The following is a 20,088-nucleotide window of genomic DNA, read 5'->3' on the forward strand; positions in this document are numbered from 1 at the left end:
AACACCCCTGCGCCAGCCGCACTTTTACTGCACGCCGATAGGAGAACACTCTAGGTGAACCAATCGCAGATCATGCCCAGCCTGTTTGGTGATGTTATCTCCACGTTCATGGGCGTGCCCAAAGCCACTGACCCGCACGCGACGGACGCTGAGGTCGTGGTGAGCGGCGTGCCCTTTGATCTGGCGTGTTCCGGCCGTGCAGGTACTCGCATGGGGCCGAATGCTATTCGTCAAAGTACCGCTAACTTGATCTGGGAAGGCAAACGCTGGCCCTGGGATTTTGCCTTGGAAGAGCGCCTCAAGGTATGTGATTCAGGCAACGTGGATTACGCCTACGGCGAGCCCGAAAGTTTGGTCGATAATCTGGAAAATCATGCCCAGCGCTGGCTAAGTGCGGGTAAAAAGATGCTCACCCTGGGCGGCGACCATTACATTAGCCTGCCGCTACTGCGCGCTCACGCACGCGTGCACGGGCCGCTGGCACTGATTCACTTTGACGCCCACACCGACACCTACGAACAAGGCACGCGCTTCGACCATGGCACCATTTTCCATCACGCCCTCAAAGAGGGCCTGGTCGTGCCCGAGCACTCGCTGCAAATTGGTATTCGCACCAGCTACGACCGCCACAATCACCCTTATGAAGTGCTGGATGCGGACTGGGTCAACGACCACGGTGCCGCCGCTGTACTGGAGCGTATTCGCGCCAAAGTGGGTCATCATCCTGCTTACGTCAGCCTGGACATTGATGGGCTGGACCCCGCCTACGCCCCCGGCACCGGCACCCCGGTCTGCGGAGGCATGTCTACCGACCTGATGCTGAAAGTCATTCGCGGCATGGTGGGCATGGAATTGGTTGGCATGGATGTGGTGGAAGTCAATCCTGCCTACGATCACGGCGACATTACGTCGCTCGCTGCTGCGACGTTAGGGCTTGAGTTTTTGTATACGCTGGCGGCGTCTAAGCGGGGTTGATTGCCGAAAACGTGATGGTTGGTTTGATAAGCCCCTGAATAAGCAAACTATATAGGTCACATGTTGCTTAAGAAGGGGCTAAATTTTCAAGAGTTCACGTTAAAACTACTTAACACTCAATGGCATTAACGGCTAACCCACCTTTGGATGTTTCTTTGTATTTATCCAACATGTCTCTCCCTGTATCGCGCATGGTACGAATGACTTTATCCAACGATATAAAGTGAGTGCCATCGCCGCGTAATGCCATCTGAGCGGCATTGATCGCCTTTACCGTTGCGATGGCGTTGCGCTCGATACAAGGAATCTGAACTAATCCACCCACAGGATCGCAGGTTAATCCTAAATTGTGTTCCAACCCAATTTCTGCTGCGTGCTCTACTTGTTCCGGCGTTCCTCCCATCACATCAGCTAAACCGGCTGCCGCCATGGCACATGCCGACCCGACCTCCCCTTGGCAGCCCACTTCGGCGCCAGAAATAGAAGCATTTTTCTTGCAGAGAATGCCAATGGCGCCAGCCGCCAACAGAAAATCCACCACATTTTTCTCGCAGGCGTTGGGCTGAAACTTCATATAATAGTGTAAGACGGCGGGAATAATGCCCGCGGCGCCGTTGGTGGGCGCCGTGACCATGCGCCCGCCCGCGGCGTTTTCTTCGTTGACGGCGAGGGCAAAGATATTCACCCATTCCATCGCAGAAAACGTCGAGGCGATCAGGCAATCATTCTGCTCTGCCGCTTGAAGGCGTTGGTGAAGCAACTTGGCCCGTCGTTTGACGTTCAAGCCACCAGGCAATACCCCTTCATGGGCCAATCCATTGTCAATGCATTCACACATGACTTGCCAGATACGCCACAGCTCGTTTCTAACCTCCTCCTCTGTCCGCCAAACCTTCTCATTTTCCAGCATCAATCGGCTGACGCTTAGCTGCTCCTTTTTACATAGCGCTAAGAGCTCATCGGCGGTGTCAAAGTTGTACGGAATAATAGCCCCATCCAAATCGTCTAGCGGCATATCCACTTGGGCTTGCTCTACTACAAAACCACCACCCACCGAATAATAGGTGTTCTCATACAATAATTGGCGTTGAGGCGTAAACGCAGCCAGCCTCATGGCATTGGGGTGATGAGGCAAACACTCTTCATGAAAATAAATATCGCTATCCCACGTAAAGGTTACTTCTTTTTGTCGACCCAGATTTAACCGCCTACTCTCTTTTAGCGATTTTATGGATGGCTCAATCAGCGTGGGATCAATCGTGTCAGGACGTTCTCCCATCAGCCCCATAATGATCGCATGATCGGTGGCATGCCCAACCCCTGTCGCTGATAGCGAACCATAAAGATGAACCTCAAGATGTTCCACATCATTAAGCAGGTTGTTTTCGCGCAGCGCGTTTACATACTTAAAAGCTGCCTGCATAGGCCCCACGGTGTGTGAACTGGAGGGGCCCACTCCAATCTTAAAAAGGTCGAAGACACTGATAGGCATTGGCTCACCTTTTGAGATTTAAATAGGAGAAATCAGGCGACGCCTGAGATTTACAGAATCATTAATGTGGCGATAAATACTTTTCATCATCTTTCTTGATAGTTTTTATACTTATCAAACAGCACTGTTAAAAAAACAGCGCTATTAAAACAAACGGACTATTAAGCACGTCAAATAAAGGGTTTCTTAGCACGCTAAAATAAGCCTGTTCCTAGCGATAGCAACCCCATTATAAAAACGCACTTTAAACATCAGCGTTAATTAAATACGTATTATGAAAAGCATTAATTACCAAAAACCACCGTGCGCCCTGAATAGAAAAACACACGGCGTTCTAAGTGATAGCTAATCGCCCTGGCCAACGTTAAGCATTCGATATCACGCCCCTTGGCAACCAGGTCTTCGGGATAATGAGTATGGTCGACGGGCTCGACCCCTTGGGCAATAATCGGCCCTTCATCAAGGTCATTATTAATATAATGCGCCGTTGCGCCGACCAGCTTAACCCCTTTCTCATACGCTTGGTGATAAGGCTTAGCGCCTTTAAAACCAGGTAGCAAAGAGTGATGAATATTAATCGCACGCCCTGCCAACAGTTCACACATGGAGGGCGAAAGCACCTGCATGTATCTTGCCAGCACTACCAGTTCCGCGTCAGTTTCCGCAATGATGGCGCGTACTCGCGATTCCTGCTGCAATTTCGTCTCTGGGCTGATCGGCAGATAGTGATAAGGCAGGCCATGCCACCTTGCCAAAGGCTCCAGATCCGGATGATTGGAAATCACCGCTTTAATATCCAGTGGCAGTTGCCCGGTACGATAACGATAGAGAAGATCATTTAAGCAGTGATCCGCTTTCGAAACGAGGATCACGGTTCCCGTGCGTTTTCCTGGCGCAGTCAGTTCAAAATGCATGTCGAATTCGTTCGCCCGCGCTGCAAAATCGGTATGGAAGCGCTCTTCATGGAACGCGTCTCGCTCTGGGCGAAACTCCGCGCGAATGAAAAAACGGCCACCGAGCCGATCATCGAAAGAGTTGAGTTCAGTGATATAACACTGCTGCTCTTTTAGAAAGCGCGTGACGACGTCCACCGTCCCTAAACGGCTTGGGCATTGGGCGGCAAGTATCCAGGTATCACTCATTCGGCTCATAGTGCATGTTTCTCGGTTAGCGGCAGGCGTAGGGCTGGAATGCAGTTCCGGCCTGCCCGCTTATTGTTGTACGTTAACGCCGAATTCTGCCCCGGCATCCAGTAACCAGCGGTAGCAGTAGTCGGCAAAGCTGCGCCGCACCACTAGCTCCCAACGATCCTCGCTGGGGCGGCGAATAATGGTGGTCGCCTTGGCGAAGACGGTCGTGACGCCCTTGCCCACCGGGAAGTTGCTGGGATGAACATCGTAGATCACCGTTTTCATCAGCAACTCTCGGGCGGCCTCGCCTGAAATCTCTAACAACGTCTGACCACCGCTGACATCGCTGATCGCAAAGTGGGCGCTGCCCAAATGCTCGCGCAGCTTGGTCTCCAGCGGAAATTCCTCACCGCCGGGTACGATCACCAGCCACTCGTCCGGGGAAAGCCACTGAATAGAGCGCTCGCCGCTGGCGTCCTGCACCAGCGTCTGGGGCCGGCCGGGCAGGTTGAGCCCCAGCACGTCGCGCACCGCCTCGTCGAGAACGATGGCGCCGCCACGCAGGATCAAATGGCCCAGCATCGCCCGCTCGCGCAGCTGGAGCCGGCTTGAGCCGCCGGCCTGAGGAGCGCCGCTGCGGCGATAGCTATAGGCTAACGGGGACTCTACCGGAATAGCGGTATCAGTACGGGTGTCGAAGGTGGCCGCGTTAGACATTCTGGCGCTCTCCCTTGGGGTCGTAGAAAATGGTGCTGACGATTTCGGCCTCAAAGGTTTGGCCGTCCGCCATGGGCAGATAGACAGTCTCACCCAACCTCTGGTGGCCACCCTTGACTACCGCTAGCGCAAAGCCTGAATCCAGGATCGGGCTGTAATAGCTGGAGGTCACGTGCCCCACCATTGGCATAGGGATCGCATGCTTGGGATCAAGCACGATCTGGGCACCCTCTTCGAGCACCACCTTCGGGTCTTTCGGCCTGAGCCCCACCAGCTGCTTGCGGTTCTCGCGCTTAGTGTCGGAACGGGTTAGGGCGCGCTTGCCAATCCATGAGTAGGGCTTGTCATAGCCGATTGCCCACTGCATACCCAGGTCTTCCGGCGTAACAGAGCCGTCGGTTTCCTGACCCACGATAATAAAGCCCTTTTCCGCCCGCAGGACGTGCATGGTTTCGGTGCCATAGGGCGTCAAGCCATACTTCTCGCCATGCTTGAACAGGGTCTGCCAGACATGCATGGCGTAGTTGGCTTGCACGTTGATCTCAAAGGTCAGCTCACCAGTAAAGGAGATGCGGAAGACCCGTGCAGGTACCCCCGCCACTTTCCCGGAGCGCCAATCCATAAACTTAAAGCTATCGCGATCAAGATCGATATCACTGATCTCAGCGAGCAGCTTGCGCGCTTCCGGGCCGGTGATCGTCATGGTGGCCCAGTGGTCGGTCACTGAAGAGAAGTAGACATCCAGTTCCGGCCACTCGGTCTGATGCCATAACTCCAACCATTCCAGAATCGCGGCAGCGCCACCGGTGGTGGTGGTCATCAAAAAGTGGTTTTCAGCAAGACAGCTCGTCACGCCGTCGTCGGTGACCATGCCATCGTCCTTGCACATCAGGCCGTAACGGCACTTGCCGACCGCCAGTTTCTCCCACTTGTTGGTGTAAACCCGCGCTAGAAACTCACGCGCATCCGGCCCTTGAATATCGATTTTGCCAAGCGTCGAGGCGTCGAGGATACCGACCTTCTCACGCACCGCCAGGCACTCGCGAGCAACCGCCTCCTGTATCGTCTCGGCCTTGCCATTCACCTTTTGTGGATAGTACCAGGGGCGCTTCCACTGACCGACATCCTCGAACTCGGCGCCACGCTCCACGTGCCAATGGTGAAGCGCGGTGTAACGTTCGGGATCGAACAAATCACGGCAGTGGCGACCGACGATGGCACCGAAAGTCACCGGGGTATAGTTGGGACGGAACACCGTGGTGCCCACCTCGGGGATGGATCGTTTCAGACAGCGGGCTGCAATCGCCATGCCGTTGATATTGCCCAACTTGCCCTGATCCGTACCGAAGCCCATCGCGGTATAGCGCTTAATGTGTTCAATGGACTCGAAGCCTTCCCGGGTCGCCAGCTCGATACCCGCCGCCGTGACGTCGTTCTGCAGGTCGACGAACTGTTTGGGACCACGCAGCGTGGACTTCTCGTGGGGCACCTGGAAGAGCGCCACCGCAGGCCCCTGCTGAAGGCGTTCAGCGCTAGGCAGGCTGACCGTCTGGGCGGTGTATCCCGTGGTGGCTGCCGCCCGGATACCCGCCTCGACACCCTCGGCGAGTACATCGCCCAATGTATAGGTCCCCTTCGCCCCGCCGCAAGCCTGCACGCCCTTCACGAGCCCCGGCACGAAGCCGAGAATATCTTCGCGCCAGGTAGGCCGAGCGCCGGTATGAGAAGCCAAGTGAATCACCGGGCTGTAGCCGCCGGAACTAGCAATGGTGTCGCAGGCCAGTTCCTGAACCGGGCCGCTCACTTTGAACGCGTCAATATCGATCTTGGCAACTCGTGCAGCGGTGACCCGATTGCTGCCCTTCGCCTCAATCACGGCACTACCAGTAATGATTTTGATGCCCTGGGCGCGAGCGGCATCGACCCAATCGCCCGCCGGCGCCTCGCGGGCGTCCACGATCGCGACGACCTCGCAACCGGCCTCTTTCCAGTCCAGGGCAGCGCGGTAGCCGTAGTCGTTGCTGGTGGAGAGCACCAGCTTGCGGCCCGGCGCCACGCCATAGCGGCGAATGTAGGTCGACACAGCGCCGGCCAGCAGGTTGCCCGGCACGTCATTGCCCGCGTAAACCAGTGGTCGCTCGTGGGCGCCCGTGGACAGGATCACCTGGCCGGCGCGAACCCGGTGCAGACGCGCGCGTACCTGACGGTGGCCATTTTCCACCGGCGCCGTATCGCCCAGATGCTCGGTGCGCCGCTCATGCAGCGTCACAAAATTGTGATCGTGATAGCCGTTGGCCGTGGTGCGCGGCAGCAGCGTGACGTTCTCGTAGCTCGCCAACTCGCCCAGCACCCGGGCCACCCACTGGTCCGCCGGCTTGCCTTCCAGAGTTTCGCGGCTGGCCAACAGCGATCCGCCCATTTCTTCCTGCTCATCGGCAACGATCACCCGAGCGCCGCTGCGCGCGGCGGCCAGCGCTGCCGCCAGACCCGCGGCGCCTGCGCCGACGACCAGCACATCGCAGTGCTGATTGAAGTGATCATAGCTATCCGGATCGGCTTCCATGGGGCTGCGCCCCAAGCCAGCAGCCTTGCGGATGTACTTCTCGTAGGTCAGCCACATCGAGGCCGGCGCCATAAAAGTCTTGTAGTAGAAGCCCGGCGGCATAAATTGCCCGCCCAGCTTGCCAACCAAGCCCATTAGGTCGCGCTGCACGTTCGGCCAGCCATTGGTGCTACAGGCGGTCAAGCCGTCAAATAACGCCTGCTGGGTGGCGCGTACGTTGGGCACCTGGGCCGCTTCGTTGCTGCCCAACTGCACGATGGCATTCGGCTCTTCAGCACCGGCGGCAACGATGCCGCGAGGCCGCGAGTATTTAAAGCTGCGGTTGACGATATCCACGCCGTTAGCCAGCAGCGCCGAGGCCAGGGTATCCCCTGGGTGTCCTTGGTAACGCTGACCGTTAAAGGTAAAGCTCAACGTGCGGGAGCGGTCGATGCGCCCGCCCGTGTTAAGGCGGAACATTTGTTGCTTGGACTGGCTCATGCCCGCACTCCTTCTTGTTGGCTTACCGCGGCGGCCTCGCGAGGCTTAGCCTGGCTGTCGGCGGTAATCGACGGCTGCTCGCCCATTTTGTAGGTCTCGAGAATCTCGTAGCTCACGGTGTGACGCGTCATGTTGAAGAACTTACGACAGCCCACCGCATGCACCCACATTTCATGGTGTACGCCACGGGGGTTGTCGCGGAAAAACAGGTAGTTACCCCACTCTTCGTCACTACACGCCTCGGGTTCCTTGGGGCGCTCGATATGCGCCTGGCCCTTGGGGTGAAACTCCTCTTCCTCACGGTGTTCGCCGCAGTAGGGGCAGTAGATATAGAACATGCGAATACTCCTCTCGTATGAACCCTAGTGGGCCACGCCAGCAGCGCCGTGCTCGTCGATCAGCGCACCGCTGTGGAAGCGGAACATGGAGAACGGCTCGGCGATGGGATGCATTTCCCCCTTGGCCAGGCTGGCGGCGAACACATGCCCCGACCCTGGCGTCGCCTTGAAGCCGCCGGTGCCCCAACCGCAGTTGAAGTACAGCCCTTTCACCGGTGTTTTGGAGATGATCGGGCAAGCGTCGGGGCAGGTATCGACGATGCCGCCCCACTGGCGGTTCATGCGCACCCGAGAGAAGATCGGGAACATCTCGACGATCGCCTGAAGGGTATGTTCCACGGTGGGATAACTGCCACGTTGCCCATAGCCGTTATAGCCGTCGATGCCCGCACCGATGACTAGGTCACCCTTGTCGGACTGGCTGATGTAGCCATGCACCTGGTTGGACATCACCACCGTATCGAGAATAGGTTTGATCGGTTCGGACACCAGCGCCTGCAATGGATGGGATTCCAGCGGTAAGTTAAAACCTCCCATCTTAGCCAGCACGCTGGAATTACCGGCGGCCACGCAGCCCACGGTCTTGGCCTCGATGTCGCCACGGTTGGTGTGTACGCCGTAGATCTGACCGTCACGAATCTTGAAACCGGTGACTTCGGTCTGCTGAAGGATATCCACGCCATGGGCATCGGCGCCGCGGGCATAGCCCCAGGCCACGGCGTCGTGGCGCGCCACCCCGGCGCGCGGTTGCCATGAAGCGCCCATCACCGGGTAGCGAGCATTCTTGGAGCAGTCCATGATCGGCACCAACGCCTGTACGCCCTTAGCATCCAGCACCTCGCCATCGATACCGTTCAGGCGGTTGGCGTTAACCCGGCGTTGGATATCGCGCATGTCCTGCAGGGTATGCCCGAGATTGAGCACCCCTCGCTGCGAGAACATCACGTTATAGTTCAGATCCTGCGAGAGCCCTTCCCACAATTTCATGGCATGTTCGTAAAGGACGGCCGATTCGTCCCATAAATAGTTGGAACGCACGATAGTGGTATTACGGGCGGTGTTGCCGCCGCCCAGCCAACCTTTCTCAATCACCGCCACGTTTTTGACGCCGAACTCTTTCGCCAGGTAGTAGGCCGTGGCCAAACCGTGGCCGCCACCGCCGACGATGATCACATCGTACTGCTTCTTGGGTGTGGGGTTGCGCCACTGGCGCTCCCAGTTCTCGTGGTGGCTCAGCGCGTGCTTGACCAGGCCGAAGCCGGAATAACGTTGCATAGTGGTCTCCTCTCAAGCAATGGATTCGACGGCTTCAGCAGCAGTTTCAGCGTAGACAGGATGCCGGGCACACACATCAGCCACTTTGGCTTGCACTTTAGCTTCAATGGAAGCGGTGTCTTTGCCTGCGGCCAGCTCGTCCAAGATGTCGCAAATCCATCCCGCCAACTCACTACACTCGTGGGCATCAAAACCACGCGTGGTGACCGCCGGGGTACCAATACGCAGGCCGGACGTTACGAAGGGGCTCTGAGGGTCATTGGGCACCGTGTTCTTATTGACCGTGATATGCGCGCGGCCTAGTGCTGCATCCGCATCCTTACCGGTAATGCCCTGGCGAATAAGGGAGACAAGGAAGAGGTGGTCATCGGTACCGCCAGACACCACGTCATAGCCGCGCTCAACGAACACATGGGCCATCGCCCGAGCGTTATCAATCACCTGCTGTTGATAGCGCACAAACTCCTGGTTCATGGCCTCCTTAAAAGCCACCGCCTTGGCGGCGATCACATGCATCAACGGCCCGCCCTGCTGACCTGGGAACACGGCCCCATTAAGCTTTTTATAGAGCGCTTCGTCGCCATGGGCAGAGAGTATCAAACCACCCCGAGGGCCACGCAGCGTTTTGTGGGTCGTCGTGGTCACCACATGCGCAAATGGGAGCGGGCTTGGGTAGAGGCCAGCGGCAACCAAGCCCGCAACATGCGCCATATCGACCATCAACCAAGCGCCCACTTCATCGGCGATAGTGCGAAAACGCCGCCAGTCCACTACGCGTGAGTAAGCAGAGAATCCCGCAATGATCATCTTCGGCTGATGTTCACGCGCCAGGCGCTCAACTTCTTCGTAGTCGATTTCGCCGGTTTCCGGCTTGAGGCCATACTGTACGGCGTTGTAGTGCTTGCCCGAGAAATTAGGGGCTGCGCCATGGGTTAAGTGGCCGCCGTGGGCCAAGCTCATCCCCAACACGGTATCGCCCGGAGAGACCAGCGCCATGAAGACGGCGGCATTAGCCTGAGCCCCGGAATGTGGCTGCACATTGGCATAGTTGGCGCTAAATAAATTACAAGCTCGCTCAATGGCGAGAGCTTCAACCTTGTCAACGAACTCACACCCGCCGTAGTAACGGCGACCTGGATAACCTTCAGCATACTTGTTGGTCAGCTGTGTGCCTTGCGCTTCCATCACAAGTTTGCTGGTGTAATTTTCGGAGGCGATCAATTCAATATGCGCTTCTTGGCGAACCGTTTCTTCAGCAATTGCCTCAGCAAGCAACGAGTCGTAATTGGCCAAGCGGGCGTTGGGCGAAAAATTATTTTGAAGCATTACCGCCTCCTGATGAGTCACTTTTTTATTAAGTGCTGGACATACTCTTTAATGCTGATAAACCCAGGTCGCTTTCAACCAAAGTCCCTATCAACGCGTTGTTACCGCGATACTATCGTTGGTGTCCGGCCCCAAGATGCTTGCCGACGTCACCACGCGATGCATTTGCGACATCCGCATCATTTAGGATGCTTCGTAGAAGGGACGATGACTTATTACCCATAAAAGCAAAGCGCCCTAGACGGGCAGTAACCGTTTAGGGCGCTTGAACCTGGGTAGCAAGGTGCTAGCCGTGGGCTAAAAATCCACCACCAGATCCCCTTTAGGCCGACTACAGCAAGACAGAATGTAGCCCTCTTCAACATCTTCTTCAGTAATACCGCCGTTATGCTCCATTTCCACTTCACCTGATTTGAGCTCTACTCGGCAAGTACCGCAAATACCCATACCGCAAGCCTTGGGAATATGCAGCCCCAGCTTGGCCGCTGCCGCATGTACCGTCTCACCCGGCTGGATACGGACACTTTTCCCTGATGAGGCGAATTCGATGCTGTGCAGATCGCTGGTGTCGACATTTTCGGCGTCGACCTCTGCCTGTTCGGCCAGCTCACGGACATCCTCACGCACTTCAACTGGTGTAGCACCAAACGACTCTTCATGGTAATGATCCATGTTGAAATTGTTGCTACGCAGAATATTTTTGATGGCGTTCATGTAGGGGGTCGGGCCGCAACAAAAGATCTCCCGCTCCATAAAGTCCGGCACCATCAGTTCGAACAGCGGCTGGGTGAGGTAACCACGGTAGCCAGCCCAAGCCTCACCAATATCTTCCTTGCTCTCGCAAATGATATGCAGCTTGAATTCAGGGATACGCGAAAACATATGCACCAGCTCACGGTGATAAATCACATCACGCGGGGCGCGGGCACTGTGTATGAACTCAACATCGACAGCGGCATTGGTATCGAAAAGCCAGCGCGTCATGGACATCAAGGGCGTAATGCCCACACCGCCAGAGAGAAACAGCACTTTCTCGGCGGGGTAATCAATCGAATTAAAATTACCGACCGGCCCGTGCACGGCCAGCTCATCGCCCACCTTTAGATTTGCGTGTAGCCAATTGGATACCTTGCCCCCCGGCACCTGTTTAACGGTGATTGAAAAGCTGTAAGGAATAGAGGGAGAGCTGGAAATCGTATAGGAGCGCATGATCGGCTGATGGTCAATCTCAAGCTCCAGCGTGACGAACTGACCGGGCTTGAAGAAGAACAGCACAGGCTGCTCAGCCATGAAACAGAACGTGCGCACATCCTGGGTTTCCTGGATCACCTTGACGCAACGCACCTGGTGGCGGCCATTGGTCCAGGTTTGGGTCGTGACCGGATTGAAGAAATTAGTTGTCATTATCGCCTCTGCCTGAACAGCCTTCATCACTATGCATCGCCGAACCGTATTTGCGATACAGCCAGCACCTTTGAGCTGCATTTTGGGTATGCACTCGCTAACCGACTTACCTGACAGCGACTCACACTTACCTCGTGCCACTCTCTATCGTTTAGAAACCTCTTTTTTAGTCGCCGCTACGCCATCTAATGTCGCGGGCAGATAATTGACAGTGCAGCGCCTGCAACACAATCGGTGCCTGACGTCAGGCCACATTTAAATCAAACGCCAGGTTACGCAACAGAACAACAAGAGACGCAATCTTGACTATCGGCCGATTCGCAGCCCTTTGAGGGGGGAGCGGAGGTTTACGAGGATACTGGTAATGGAAAAAAGTGTTTCTAACCGGATGGATGACCCACTCGCCGCGGCGCGTGCGGCAACGGTCCAGATGCTGCAGGAAAGAGGGCGTACCTTTTCGCTTCCGCAGCCGTTTTATAACGATGCCCGCCTGTTCGCGCTTGATATGCAGGAGGTCTTCGAGAAGGAATGGCTGTTTGCTGGCATGACGTGCGAGATCCCGGCCAAGGGTAACTTCATGACACTGGATATTGGTGATAACCCCATTGTCATCGTGCGAGGCAGTGACGGCATTATTCATGCGTTTCACAATGTCTGCCGCCACCGCGGCTCGCGTCTTTGCGTAAAAGATAAGGGCAAGGTGGCCAAGCTTGTCTGCCCCTATCACCAGTGGACCTATGAACTTGATGGCCGCTTGCTGTTTGCCGGTAGCGATATGGGCACTGACTTCAAGCTCGATCAATTTGGCCTCAAACCGGTCAATGTGCGCACTGCCGGCGGTTTCGTCTTTATCAACCTGAGCGATGAGCCGCCCGCAATTGATGACTTTCTAACAACGCTTGAGCACTATCTCGAGCCGTACCAGATGGACAACGTCAAGGTCGCCACCGAGTCCAGTATCGTTGAGCAAGCCAACTGGAAGCTGGTGATTGAAAACAACCGCGAGTGTTATCACTGCAACGGCGCTCACCCCGAGTTGCTGAACTCGCTGCAGGAGTTTGATGACACCGACGATCCGCGCGCAACGCCCGCCTACAAAGCGTTGGTGGCCCGCAAACAGGCGGATTGGGATCGGGAGCAGGTTCCTCACCAGTTGACGCGGCTTGGCAGGCGCAACCGCTTGACCCGCACGCCGCTGCTGGATGGCATTGTGTCGATGACGATGGACGGCAAACCGGGCTGTCAGAAGCTGATGGGCCGCTTATCAAACCCTGACATGGGCTCTCTGCGCATTCTGCACCTGCCCAACTCATGGAACCATTTCATGGGCGATCACGCAGTGGTCTTTCGCGTGCTACCGCTTGGCCCGCAGCAAACCGTGGTGACCACCAAGTGGCTGGTTCACAAGGACGCCGTGGAAGGCGTTGACTACGACCCCGAGAAGTTGCGCCGCGTGTGGGATGCTACCAACGACCAGGACCGCCAACTCGCCGAGGAGAACCAGCGTGGCATTAACTCCAAGGCTTACCAACCCGGCCCATATTCCGAGACCTACGAGTTCGGTGTTATCGACTTTATCGACTGGTATGCTGCTCGTATGCTTGAGAATTTAGAACACGATGCGCCGACGTTACATTTAGCCCAAGGTTAAAACGTGAAGTATTAAGGCAGCGATAGTGACCGTCACTAGGACTAGGACAGAGTAGCTGACACCGTGTACACAGAAGAGACACCTGTGTACACTTTGCCACACTATTCCTAGACTATTCTTAGAGACCTGCTCAATGCCATCCACCGATATTCCCGCTGCCAAGGGTTCTCAAGACGTCTGGCTTGATGCGGCGTTTGAGCTGCTACTCGAATCGGGCGTCGATAGCGTGCGCATTCTTTCCCTAGCCAAGCGACTAAAGCTTTCTCGAACCAGTTTCTACTGGTTCTTCAAGGATCGCGAGGCGCTGCTGGAGGCACTAATCGCACGCTGGCGTGAAAAGAATACCCAAGGGCTAGTGCATCAAACCGAAGCCTATGCCGAAAATATCGTCGAGGCGATGCTCAATGTCTTCGACTGTTGGCTGGACCCTAACCTGTTCGACTCCCCGTTAGAGTTCGCCATGCGCAGCTGGGCGCTACAGTCAGCATCCGTAGTGAGTGAAATCGATGCGGCTGATGCCACCCGTATCGAAGCACTGGCGCGAATGTTCCAGCGTTACGGCTATGATCCGCTGGCGGCCAACGTTCGTGGTCGCACCATCTACCTAACCCAGATCGGCTATATCTCGATGAAGACCCAGGAACCGCTCGAGGTGCGCATGCAGCGCATCCCCGCCTATGTCGAAATCTTCACCGGCCAGCCGCCTGGCGCAAGGGAATTACAACGCTTCCATGCCCGCCATGGTTATATAGCGAAATAAAGCGCCTAAGAGGCGCAGTGTTCTGTTCGGCGCCCCCCAGACGTTTGCCTTCAGTTAGGTGTTGCGCCTATGAGGGCGCCTTACCCGTGCCATTGGCTACCCGGTGGGCCGCCTCAAGACCACGATGAACCGCTTGGTCGATACCTTCATCCAGCATTGTTCGCAGCCCCTGGGCCGTAGTGCCGTCATAAGCAATCAGTCGCTCAACCATATCACTGGGATCGGTTCCCAGCCTTTCCAGCAACAGGCTGCCGCCTACCAGGGTCTGCATGACGGCCTCAAGTGCGATATCGTCGGCGATCCCCATCTGCTTAGCGTGCTCCAACATTGATTGCGCCAGCAAAGCGGGGTAGGCAGGCCCAGCCCCGCTCAAGGCCGTCAGATAATCGAGATCACGCTCGTTGGCGACCTCCCGTGCTTTGCCGCAGCTCTCCAACAACGTTTGCACCAGCCGTTTGTCAGCCTCTGTGACCTGCTGGGCGGCAAACCAGGGAAAATAGGCCCGACGGATTTCCGCCGCCGCGTTCGGCATGGCGCGCACTACCCGGCCACTCCCCACTCGACTAGAGACTTCCTGCAAGGAAGCCATCGCCAGCAGGGAGATAACCAACTTCCCGCCAGCATCGATATCGACGCTGGTGAGATCTTGCGGCCGCACCGAAAGAATGATGACGTCAACCAACCCAACCAATTCACGGTTGTTCTTAACACAGCGAACGCCACGCCAATCGCGGTAAGCATTGCTGCTCCCGGAGCGCGATGAGACGACTAATCGATCAGCAGACACGATGCCCTGCTCCAGCAGGGCAAGCCCGAGGGCCCGCCCCATCCACCCCTGCCCACCGATGATGCCGATCACGATGTCTTGCCTCATGTTTCCACCTCCTAGGCCACGAACCAACCTCGTGTCAGCAACGCTCCAGCTGCGTGATAGCGACCTGTACCGGCCACAGCCTTGCCGCTATGTACATTGATGAACATTATATTGACAACTATGAACATTGGCGCCTAAATTTGTCAAATACACAACAAAATAGAGCGCTACCCATGGTTAACGATCCGCTGCTGCAGCCCTTCCAGCTAAAACATCTCACCCTAAAAAATAGGCTCATGATGACAGCCCATGAGCCCGCTTATCCTGAGGATGGAATGCCCAAGGCGCTCTACCGTGCCTACCACGTCGAGCGCGCCAAGGCAGGCCTTGGCCTGACAATGACAGCCGGATCCGCCGCGGTGGCCAAGGACAGCCCGCCCGTATTCAATAACATCCTCGCCTATAAGGATGAAGTAGTGCCCTGGATGCGTGAGCTGACCGATGCCTGTCACGAGCACGGCACCGCAGTAATGATCCAACTCACCCACCTGGGTCGGCGCACCCGTTGGGACAAGGGCGACTGGCTGCCAGCAGTGTCGCCCTCTCACCGTCGCGAAGCGTCCCACCGCGCATTTCCCAAGCAGGTAGAGGATTGGGATATCGAGCGCCTGATCCGCGATTACGCCGATGCCGCCGAGCGCATGCATGCCGCCGGTCTCGATGGCATCGAGCTACAGGCCTATGGCCACCTGATGGATCAGTTCTGGTCGCCACTGACCAATACCCTTGAGGAACCTTATGGCGGCGATCTCGATAACCGACTGCGTTTCACCTTCGACGTGCTGCGCGCTATTCGCCAGCGGGTGGGTGACGCGTTCATCGTAGGCGTGCGCTACACCGGCGACGAGATGCTGCCGGGAGGGCTGACATCCGGCGATGGAATGGAGATATCGCGACGCTTGAAGAGTAGCGGCCTGGTCGACTTCCTCAACGTGGTTCGCGGCCACATCGACACCGACGCAGGGCTCACCGACGTGATTCCCATCCAAGGCATGCCCAGCGCCCCACACCTGGATTTTGCCGGCGAAATACGTCGTGAGATCGACTTCCCCACCTTCCATGGCGCCAAAATCCAGGATGTCGCCACTGCCCGTTATGCCATCGCCTCAGGCAAGGTCGACATGATCGGCATGACCCGCGCCCACATGGCTGACCCACACATCGTGCGCAAGATCGCCGAAGGGCGAGAGGAAGAGATCCGCCCCTGCGTCGGTGCCAACTACTGCCTTGATCGCATCTATCAAGGCGGCGCCGCCTACTGCATCCATAACGCCGCCACCGGGCGCGAAACCACCATGCCGCACACCATTCCCAAGGCGGCACTGCAACGGCGAGTCGTGATTATCGGCGCAGGGCCAGCAGGATTAGAAGCCGCTCGTGTTGCCGGTGAGCGTGGCCATTCGGTGGTGGTGTTCGAAGCCGCCAGCGATGCTGGCGGGCAGATACGCCTCACGGCGCAGAGTGAGCGACGTCGCGAGATGCTGGGCATAATCGATTGGCGCCTGTCGCGCTGTGAAGCACTCGGCGTCGAGATCCGCTACAACGTCTGGGCCGAAGCCGAGGAAGTGCTCGCCGAAAAACCGGATGTGGTGATCGTGGCTACCGGTGGCTTCCCGATGGAAGACCAGCCCGCGGTCGGCAGCGACTTAGTCGTCAATACCTGGGATATTCTCTCGGGGCACGTGCTACCAGGCAAACGGATATTGCTGTTCGACGACGCAGGCGACCATGCTGCCCTGCAGGCGGCGGAGATCATTACCGCTGCGGGGGCCGAGCTCGAGATTATGACGCCGGACCGTACCTTCTCGGCAGAGATTATGGCCATGAATCTGGTGCCCTACATGCGTTCCCTACAGCGCGCTAATGTCACCTTCACACCGACTTACCGGCTGAAGTCCGTGCAGCGCGACGGCAGCCAACTGCTCGCCGAAATCACCAGCGATTATGCGGTTCATGGTCAGCAGGATATAAATCATGAGCGGCGTATCGACCAAGTGGTGGTCAACTACGGCATTACACCGATGGCCGACATCTATTTCGAGCTAAAACCGCACTCCAGCAACCGCGGCGAGGTGAATTACGATGACCTGATCGTGGGCGCCCCCCAGAGCGTGACTAGCAACCCGGATGGCCGCTTCCAGCTGTTCCGGATCAGCGATGCCGTCGAGTCCCGGAACACCCACGCGGCCATCTATGACGCGCTCAGGTTGGTCAAAGACCTTTAATACAACCGCCGATCCACTACCTATATAGTTCCACCATCGGCGGGCAACTTTCCGGCAGAGGAAAGGCTGCAGGCCGCATACTTGAACTCCGGTATCTTGCCGAACGGATCCAGCGCTGGATTAGTCAAGAGATTCGCCGCCGCTTCTCCGTAGCAGAAAGGCACGAAGACCATACCTTCGGGCATCCCAGAATCCGTTCTCGCCTTGAGGGTAATGGAGCCTCGCCGGGTGGTGATTGTTAGCTCATCGCCCGGCGCCATCCCCAGCCGGATAAACTCAGCAGGTGCTAAGCTTGCCACGGCTTCCGGCTCCAAATCATCGAGCACTTTGGCACGACGGGTCATGGAACCGGTGTGCCAGTGCTCCAGCTGACGCCCGGTGGTCAGTACCGTTGGGTAGTCGTTGTCGACCGGCTCATCCGGGGGCAGCGGCCGCGTGGGCGCGAATTTCGCCCGGCCGCTGGCGGTGGGGAAGGCGTCGCTGAAGACCACGTCGTGCCCCGGTGCGTCTTCCGCTGGGCAGGGGTAGGTCACTGACTGCTCGCGCTCCAGACGCTCCCAGGAGATATTGTCAAGAGAGGCCATGCCTTGCTTCATCTCGGCGAAGACGTCCCGCGGGTGCTGGTAGTGCCAGCCCAGGCCGAAGCGTTTGGCAATTTCCTGAATGATCCACCAGTCCGGCTTTGCCTGGCCGGGGAGCGGCACCGCCGCACGCCCCAGCTGTACCTGACGATTCGTATTGGTAACCGACCCATCCTTCTCCGGCCAGGCAGAGGCAGGCAGGATGACATCGGCGAACTGGGCGGTCTCAGTGACAAACAGATCCTGCACCACCAGATGTTCCAGCTTGGCCAGGGCAGCCCGCGCATGGGCGAGATCCGGGTCGGACATGGCCGGATTTTCGCCTTGGATGTACATGCCACGAATGGTGCCTGCGGTGATGGCATCCATGATTTCCACCACGGTGAGGCCGGGCGTGGGGTCCAGCTTGGTATTCCACAGCTCTTCAAACGCCGCGCGTACCTGGGCGTCGCTGACCGGCTGGTAGTCCGGCATCACCATGGGGATCAGCCCGGCATCAGACGCTCCTTGAACGTTGTTCTGCCCCCGCAAAGGGTGCAGGCCGGTGCCAGGTCGACCGGTCTGGCCGCAGGCCAACGTCAGCGAAATCAGGCAGCGGGCATTATCTGTTCCGTGAGTGTGCTGGGAAATACCCATGCCCCAGAAAATCATCGCCCGCTCGGCGTTGGCGTAGAGCCGTGCCACCTCGCGGATGGTCTCGGGCTCGACGCCGCACAGGCCGCTCATCGCTTCGGGGGTCATGTCCACCGTGTGCGTTTTCAGGGCCTCGAAGCCCTCGGTATGCTCGGCGATATAGGCCGTGTCATAAAGTTCTTCGCTGATGACCACATTCAGCATGGCATTAAACAGGGCCACGTCGGCGCCCGGTGAAAAGCGCACGCTCAAGTGGGCGTAGGCATCCAGCGCCTGACCACGGGGGTCGATAATCACGATCTTGGTGCCACGTTTGGCGGCCTGTTTAAAGAAGGTGGCCGCCACCGGATGGTTCACTGCCGGGTTGCAGCCGGTAAGAATCACCACGTCGGCCTGGCTGGCCTGCATAAAGGAGGCGGTCACCGAACCGGAACCAATGCACTCCATGAGTGCCGCTACTGAACTGGCGTGGCACAAACGCGTGCAGTGATCCACATGGTTGGAGCCAAAACCGGTGCGCACCAGCTTCTGGAACAGCCACGCTTCTTCATTGGAACACTTGGCGCTGCCGAACCCCGCCAGGGCGTCAGAACCATGAACCGCCTTGAGATCAACAAGTCCCTTAGCGGCGAAGCCCAGCGCCTCATCCCAACTGGCCTCGCGAAAATGCGTAAGCGGCTTAGCGGGGTCGAAATCCGGATCGATGCCCTTGGCAACGCCCTCACGACGAATCAGCGGGGTGGACAGCCGAGAGGGATGGCGCGGATAGTCGTAGCCAAAGCGACCTTTGACACACAGCCGGTTCTGGTTGGAGGGGCCGTCGCGGCCTTCCACATAAAGGATCTCGTCGTCCTTGATATGGTAAGTGAGCTGGCAGCCTACCCCACAGTAGGGGCATACCGAGTCGACCTTGCGGTCGGCCACGGCAGAATCGCCGCGCCCTGCCTCATCCACCAGGGTAGCAGGCATTAGAGCGCCGGTGGGGCAAGCTTGAACGCACTCGCCACAGGCCACGCAGGTGCTATCCCCCATGGGGTCGTCGAAATCAAACACGATCTTGGACGCCGCTCCGCGATGTGCCAAGCCGATAACGTCGTTGACCTGCACCTCGCGGCAGGCGCGCACACACAGGTTGCACTCGATACAGGCATCAAGATTGACGCGCATGGCAGAGTGGCTGCTGTCTTGCGCCAGGCTATCCGCCCGGGAGACCACATGGTGCACGGTGGGCGTCTCGCGCTCGTCGCGCCGAGGGAGCTTGCGGCGCACCGCCGTGGCATCAATAGCCAGTTGGTCGGCCATGGTCCAGAAATGGCTGGCACGGTCGGGGCTATCCTCCCGCTCCGGTTGGTCGACCAGCAGCATCTCCATGACCATCTTGCGGGCCGTGTGCGCGCGTTCGGAGCTTGCACTATTGACCACCATGCCGGGGGCTGCTTCGCGCAAACAGCTGGCGGCCAGGGTGCGCTCGCCCTCGATTTCCACCATGCAGGCGCGGCAGTTGCCGTCGGCGCGGTAGCCGCTGGTGTCCTTGAAACACAGGTGAGGAATGGTCTCGCCAGCGCGCTTGGCCACCTGCCAGAGACTTTCGCCGGGGTGCGCGCTGACTTCTACGCCGTCCAGCGTCAGCGTGAAGCTGGAGCCTAGGGTCTGTTCGCTCATGC

Annotated in this window: 14 protein-coding genes; 4 read left to right on the forward strand and 10 right to left on the reverse strand. The window is 57.6% G+C overall.

Going from position 1 to position 20,088, the window contains the following annotated elements:
- Positions 1–72 precede the first annotated feature (72 nt).
- The gene (gene speB, locus HUO07_RS13980; RefSeq protein ID WP_176304125.1) at positions 73–975 is read left to right on the forward strand and encodes an agmatinase; all 903 of its coding nucleotides are present in this window, start codon (positions 73–75) and stop codon (positions 973–975) included.
- Positions 976–1,084: 109 nt separating this feature from the next.
- On the opposite strand, the gene HUO07_RS13985 is transcribed toward speB, so the two are convergent.
- The 8 genes from HUO07_RS13985 to HUO07_RS14020 all read right to left on the reverse strand — a co-directional run bounded on the left by HUO07_RS13985 (position 1,085) and on the right by HUO07_RS14020 (position 11,700).
- Entirely contained in the window at positions 1,085–2,467 is a 1,383-nt protein-coding gene (locus HUO07_RS13985; protein ID WP_176304098.1) for an L-serine ammonia-lyase, read from the reverse strand.
- Positions 2,468–2,751: 284 nt separating this feature from the next.
- The gene (gene purU / locus HUO07_RS13990; protein WP_176304099.1) at positions 2,752–3,618 is read right to left on the reverse strand and encodes a formyltetrahydrofolate deformylase; all 867 of its coding nucleotides are present in this window, start codon (positions 3,616–3,618) and stop codon (positions 2,752–2,754) included.
- A 60-nt stretch (positions 3,619–3,678) separates the two neighbouring features.
- The gene (locus HUO07_RS13995; protein WP_176304100.1) at positions 3,679–4,314 is read right to left on the reverse strand and encodes a sarcosine oxidase subunit gamma; all 636 of its coding nucleotides are present in this window, start codon (positions 4,312–4,314) and stop codon (positions 3,679–3,681) included.
- Positions 4,307–7,357: a sarcosine oxidase subunit alpha family protein gene (locus tag HUO07_RS14000; RefSeq protein ID WP_176304101.1), complete on the reverse strand. Its 3,051-nt coding sequence runs from the start codon at positions 7,355–7,357 to the stop codon at positions 4,307–4,309. Before HUO07_RS14000 ends, HUO07_RS13995 begins: the two co-directional genes overlap by 8 nt.
- Entirely contained in the window at positions 7,354–7,695 is a 342-nt protein-coding gene (locus HUO07_RS14005; RefSeq protein WP_176304102.1) for a sarcosine oxidase subunit delta, read from the reverse strand. Before HUO07_RS14005 ends, HUO07_RS14000 begins: the two co-directional genes overlap by 4 nt.
- 24 nt (positions 7,696–7,719) lie before the next feature.
- Positions 7,720–8,970 (reverse strand): sarcosine oxidase subunit beta family protein, encoded by a 1,251-nt coding sequence (locus HUO07_RS14010; protein ID WP_101145558.1) that lies wholly within the window; start codon positions 8,968–8,970, stop codon positions 7,720–7,722.
- 12 nt (positions 8,971–8,982) lie between these two features.
- Positions 8,983–10,296, reverse strand: coding sequence for a serine hydroxymethyltransferase (glyA, locus tag HUO07_RS14015; RefSeq protein ID WP_176304103.1), 1,314 nt, complete (start codon positions 10,294–10,296; stop codon positions 8,983–8,985).
- Between the two features lie 297 nt (positions 10,297–10,593).
- Positions 10,594–11,700, reverse strand: a complete 1,107-nt coding sequence (locus HUO07_RS14020; protein ID WP_176304104.1) for an FAD-binding oxidoreductase — start codon at positions 11,698–11,700, stop codon at positions 10,594–10,596.
- A gap of 364 nt (positions 11,701–12,064) precedes the next feature.
- Here HUO07_RS14020 and HUO07_RS14025 point away from each other — a divergent pair, with 364 nt between their 5' ends.
- Together HUO07_RS14025 and HUO07_RS14030 are read left to right on the forward strand one after the other, a co-directional pair.
- Complete coding sequence (locus HUO07_RS14025; RefSeq protein WP_176304105.1) at positions 12,065–13,351, forward strand: aromatic ring-hydroxylating oxygenase subunit alpha; 1,287 nt, start codon at positions 12,065–12,067, stop codon at positions 13,349–13,351.
- A 133-nt stretch (positions 13,352–13,484) separates the two neighbouring features.
- Positions 13,485–14,111, forward strand: coding sequence for a TetR/AcrR family transcriptional regulator (locus tag HUO07_RS14030; protein WP_176304106.1), 627 nt, complete (start codon positions 13,485–13,487; stop codon positions 14,109–14,111).
- 67 nt (positions 14,112–14,178) lie between these two features.
- Here the strand turns inward: HUO07_RS14030 and HUO07_RS14035 are convergent, their stop codons facing one another.
- The gene (locus tag HUO07_RS14035; protein WP_176304107.1) at positions 14,179–14,985 is read right to left on the reverse strand and encodes a pyrroline-5-carboxylate reductase family protein; all 807 of its coding nucleotides are present in this window, start codon (positions 14,983–14,985) and stop codon (positions 14,179–14,181) included.
- Between the two features lie 173 nt (positions 14,986–15,158).
- On the opposite strand from HUO07_RS14035, the gene HUO07_RS14040 reads away from it, so the two are divergent.
- Positions 15,159–17,210, forward strand: coding sequence for an NADH:flavin oxidoreductase (locus HUO07_RS14040; RefSeq protein ID WP_176304108.1), 2,052 nt, complete (start codon positions 15,159–15,161; stop codon positions 17,208–17,210).
- A gap of 20 nt (positions 17,211–17,230) precedes the next feature.
- On the opposite strand, the gene fdhF is transcribed toward HUO07_RS14040, so the two are convergent.
- Positions 17,231–20,086 carry a formate dehydrogenase subunit alpha gene (fdhF, locus tag HUO07_RS14045; RefSeq protein WP_176304109.1) on the reverse strand — a complete coding sequence of 952 codons (2,856 nt, stop codon included), beginning with the start codon at positions 20,084–20,086 and terminating at the stop codon, positions 17,231–17,233.
- Positions 20,087–20,088: the final 2 nt, after the last annotated feature.

The sequence above is a fragment of the Vreelandella maris genome (genome assembly GCF_013371085.1).
In the GTDB taxonomy this organism is placed as follows: Bacteria; Pseudomonadota; Gammaproteobacteria; order Pseudomonadales; family Halomonadaceae; genus Vreelandella; species Vreelandella maris.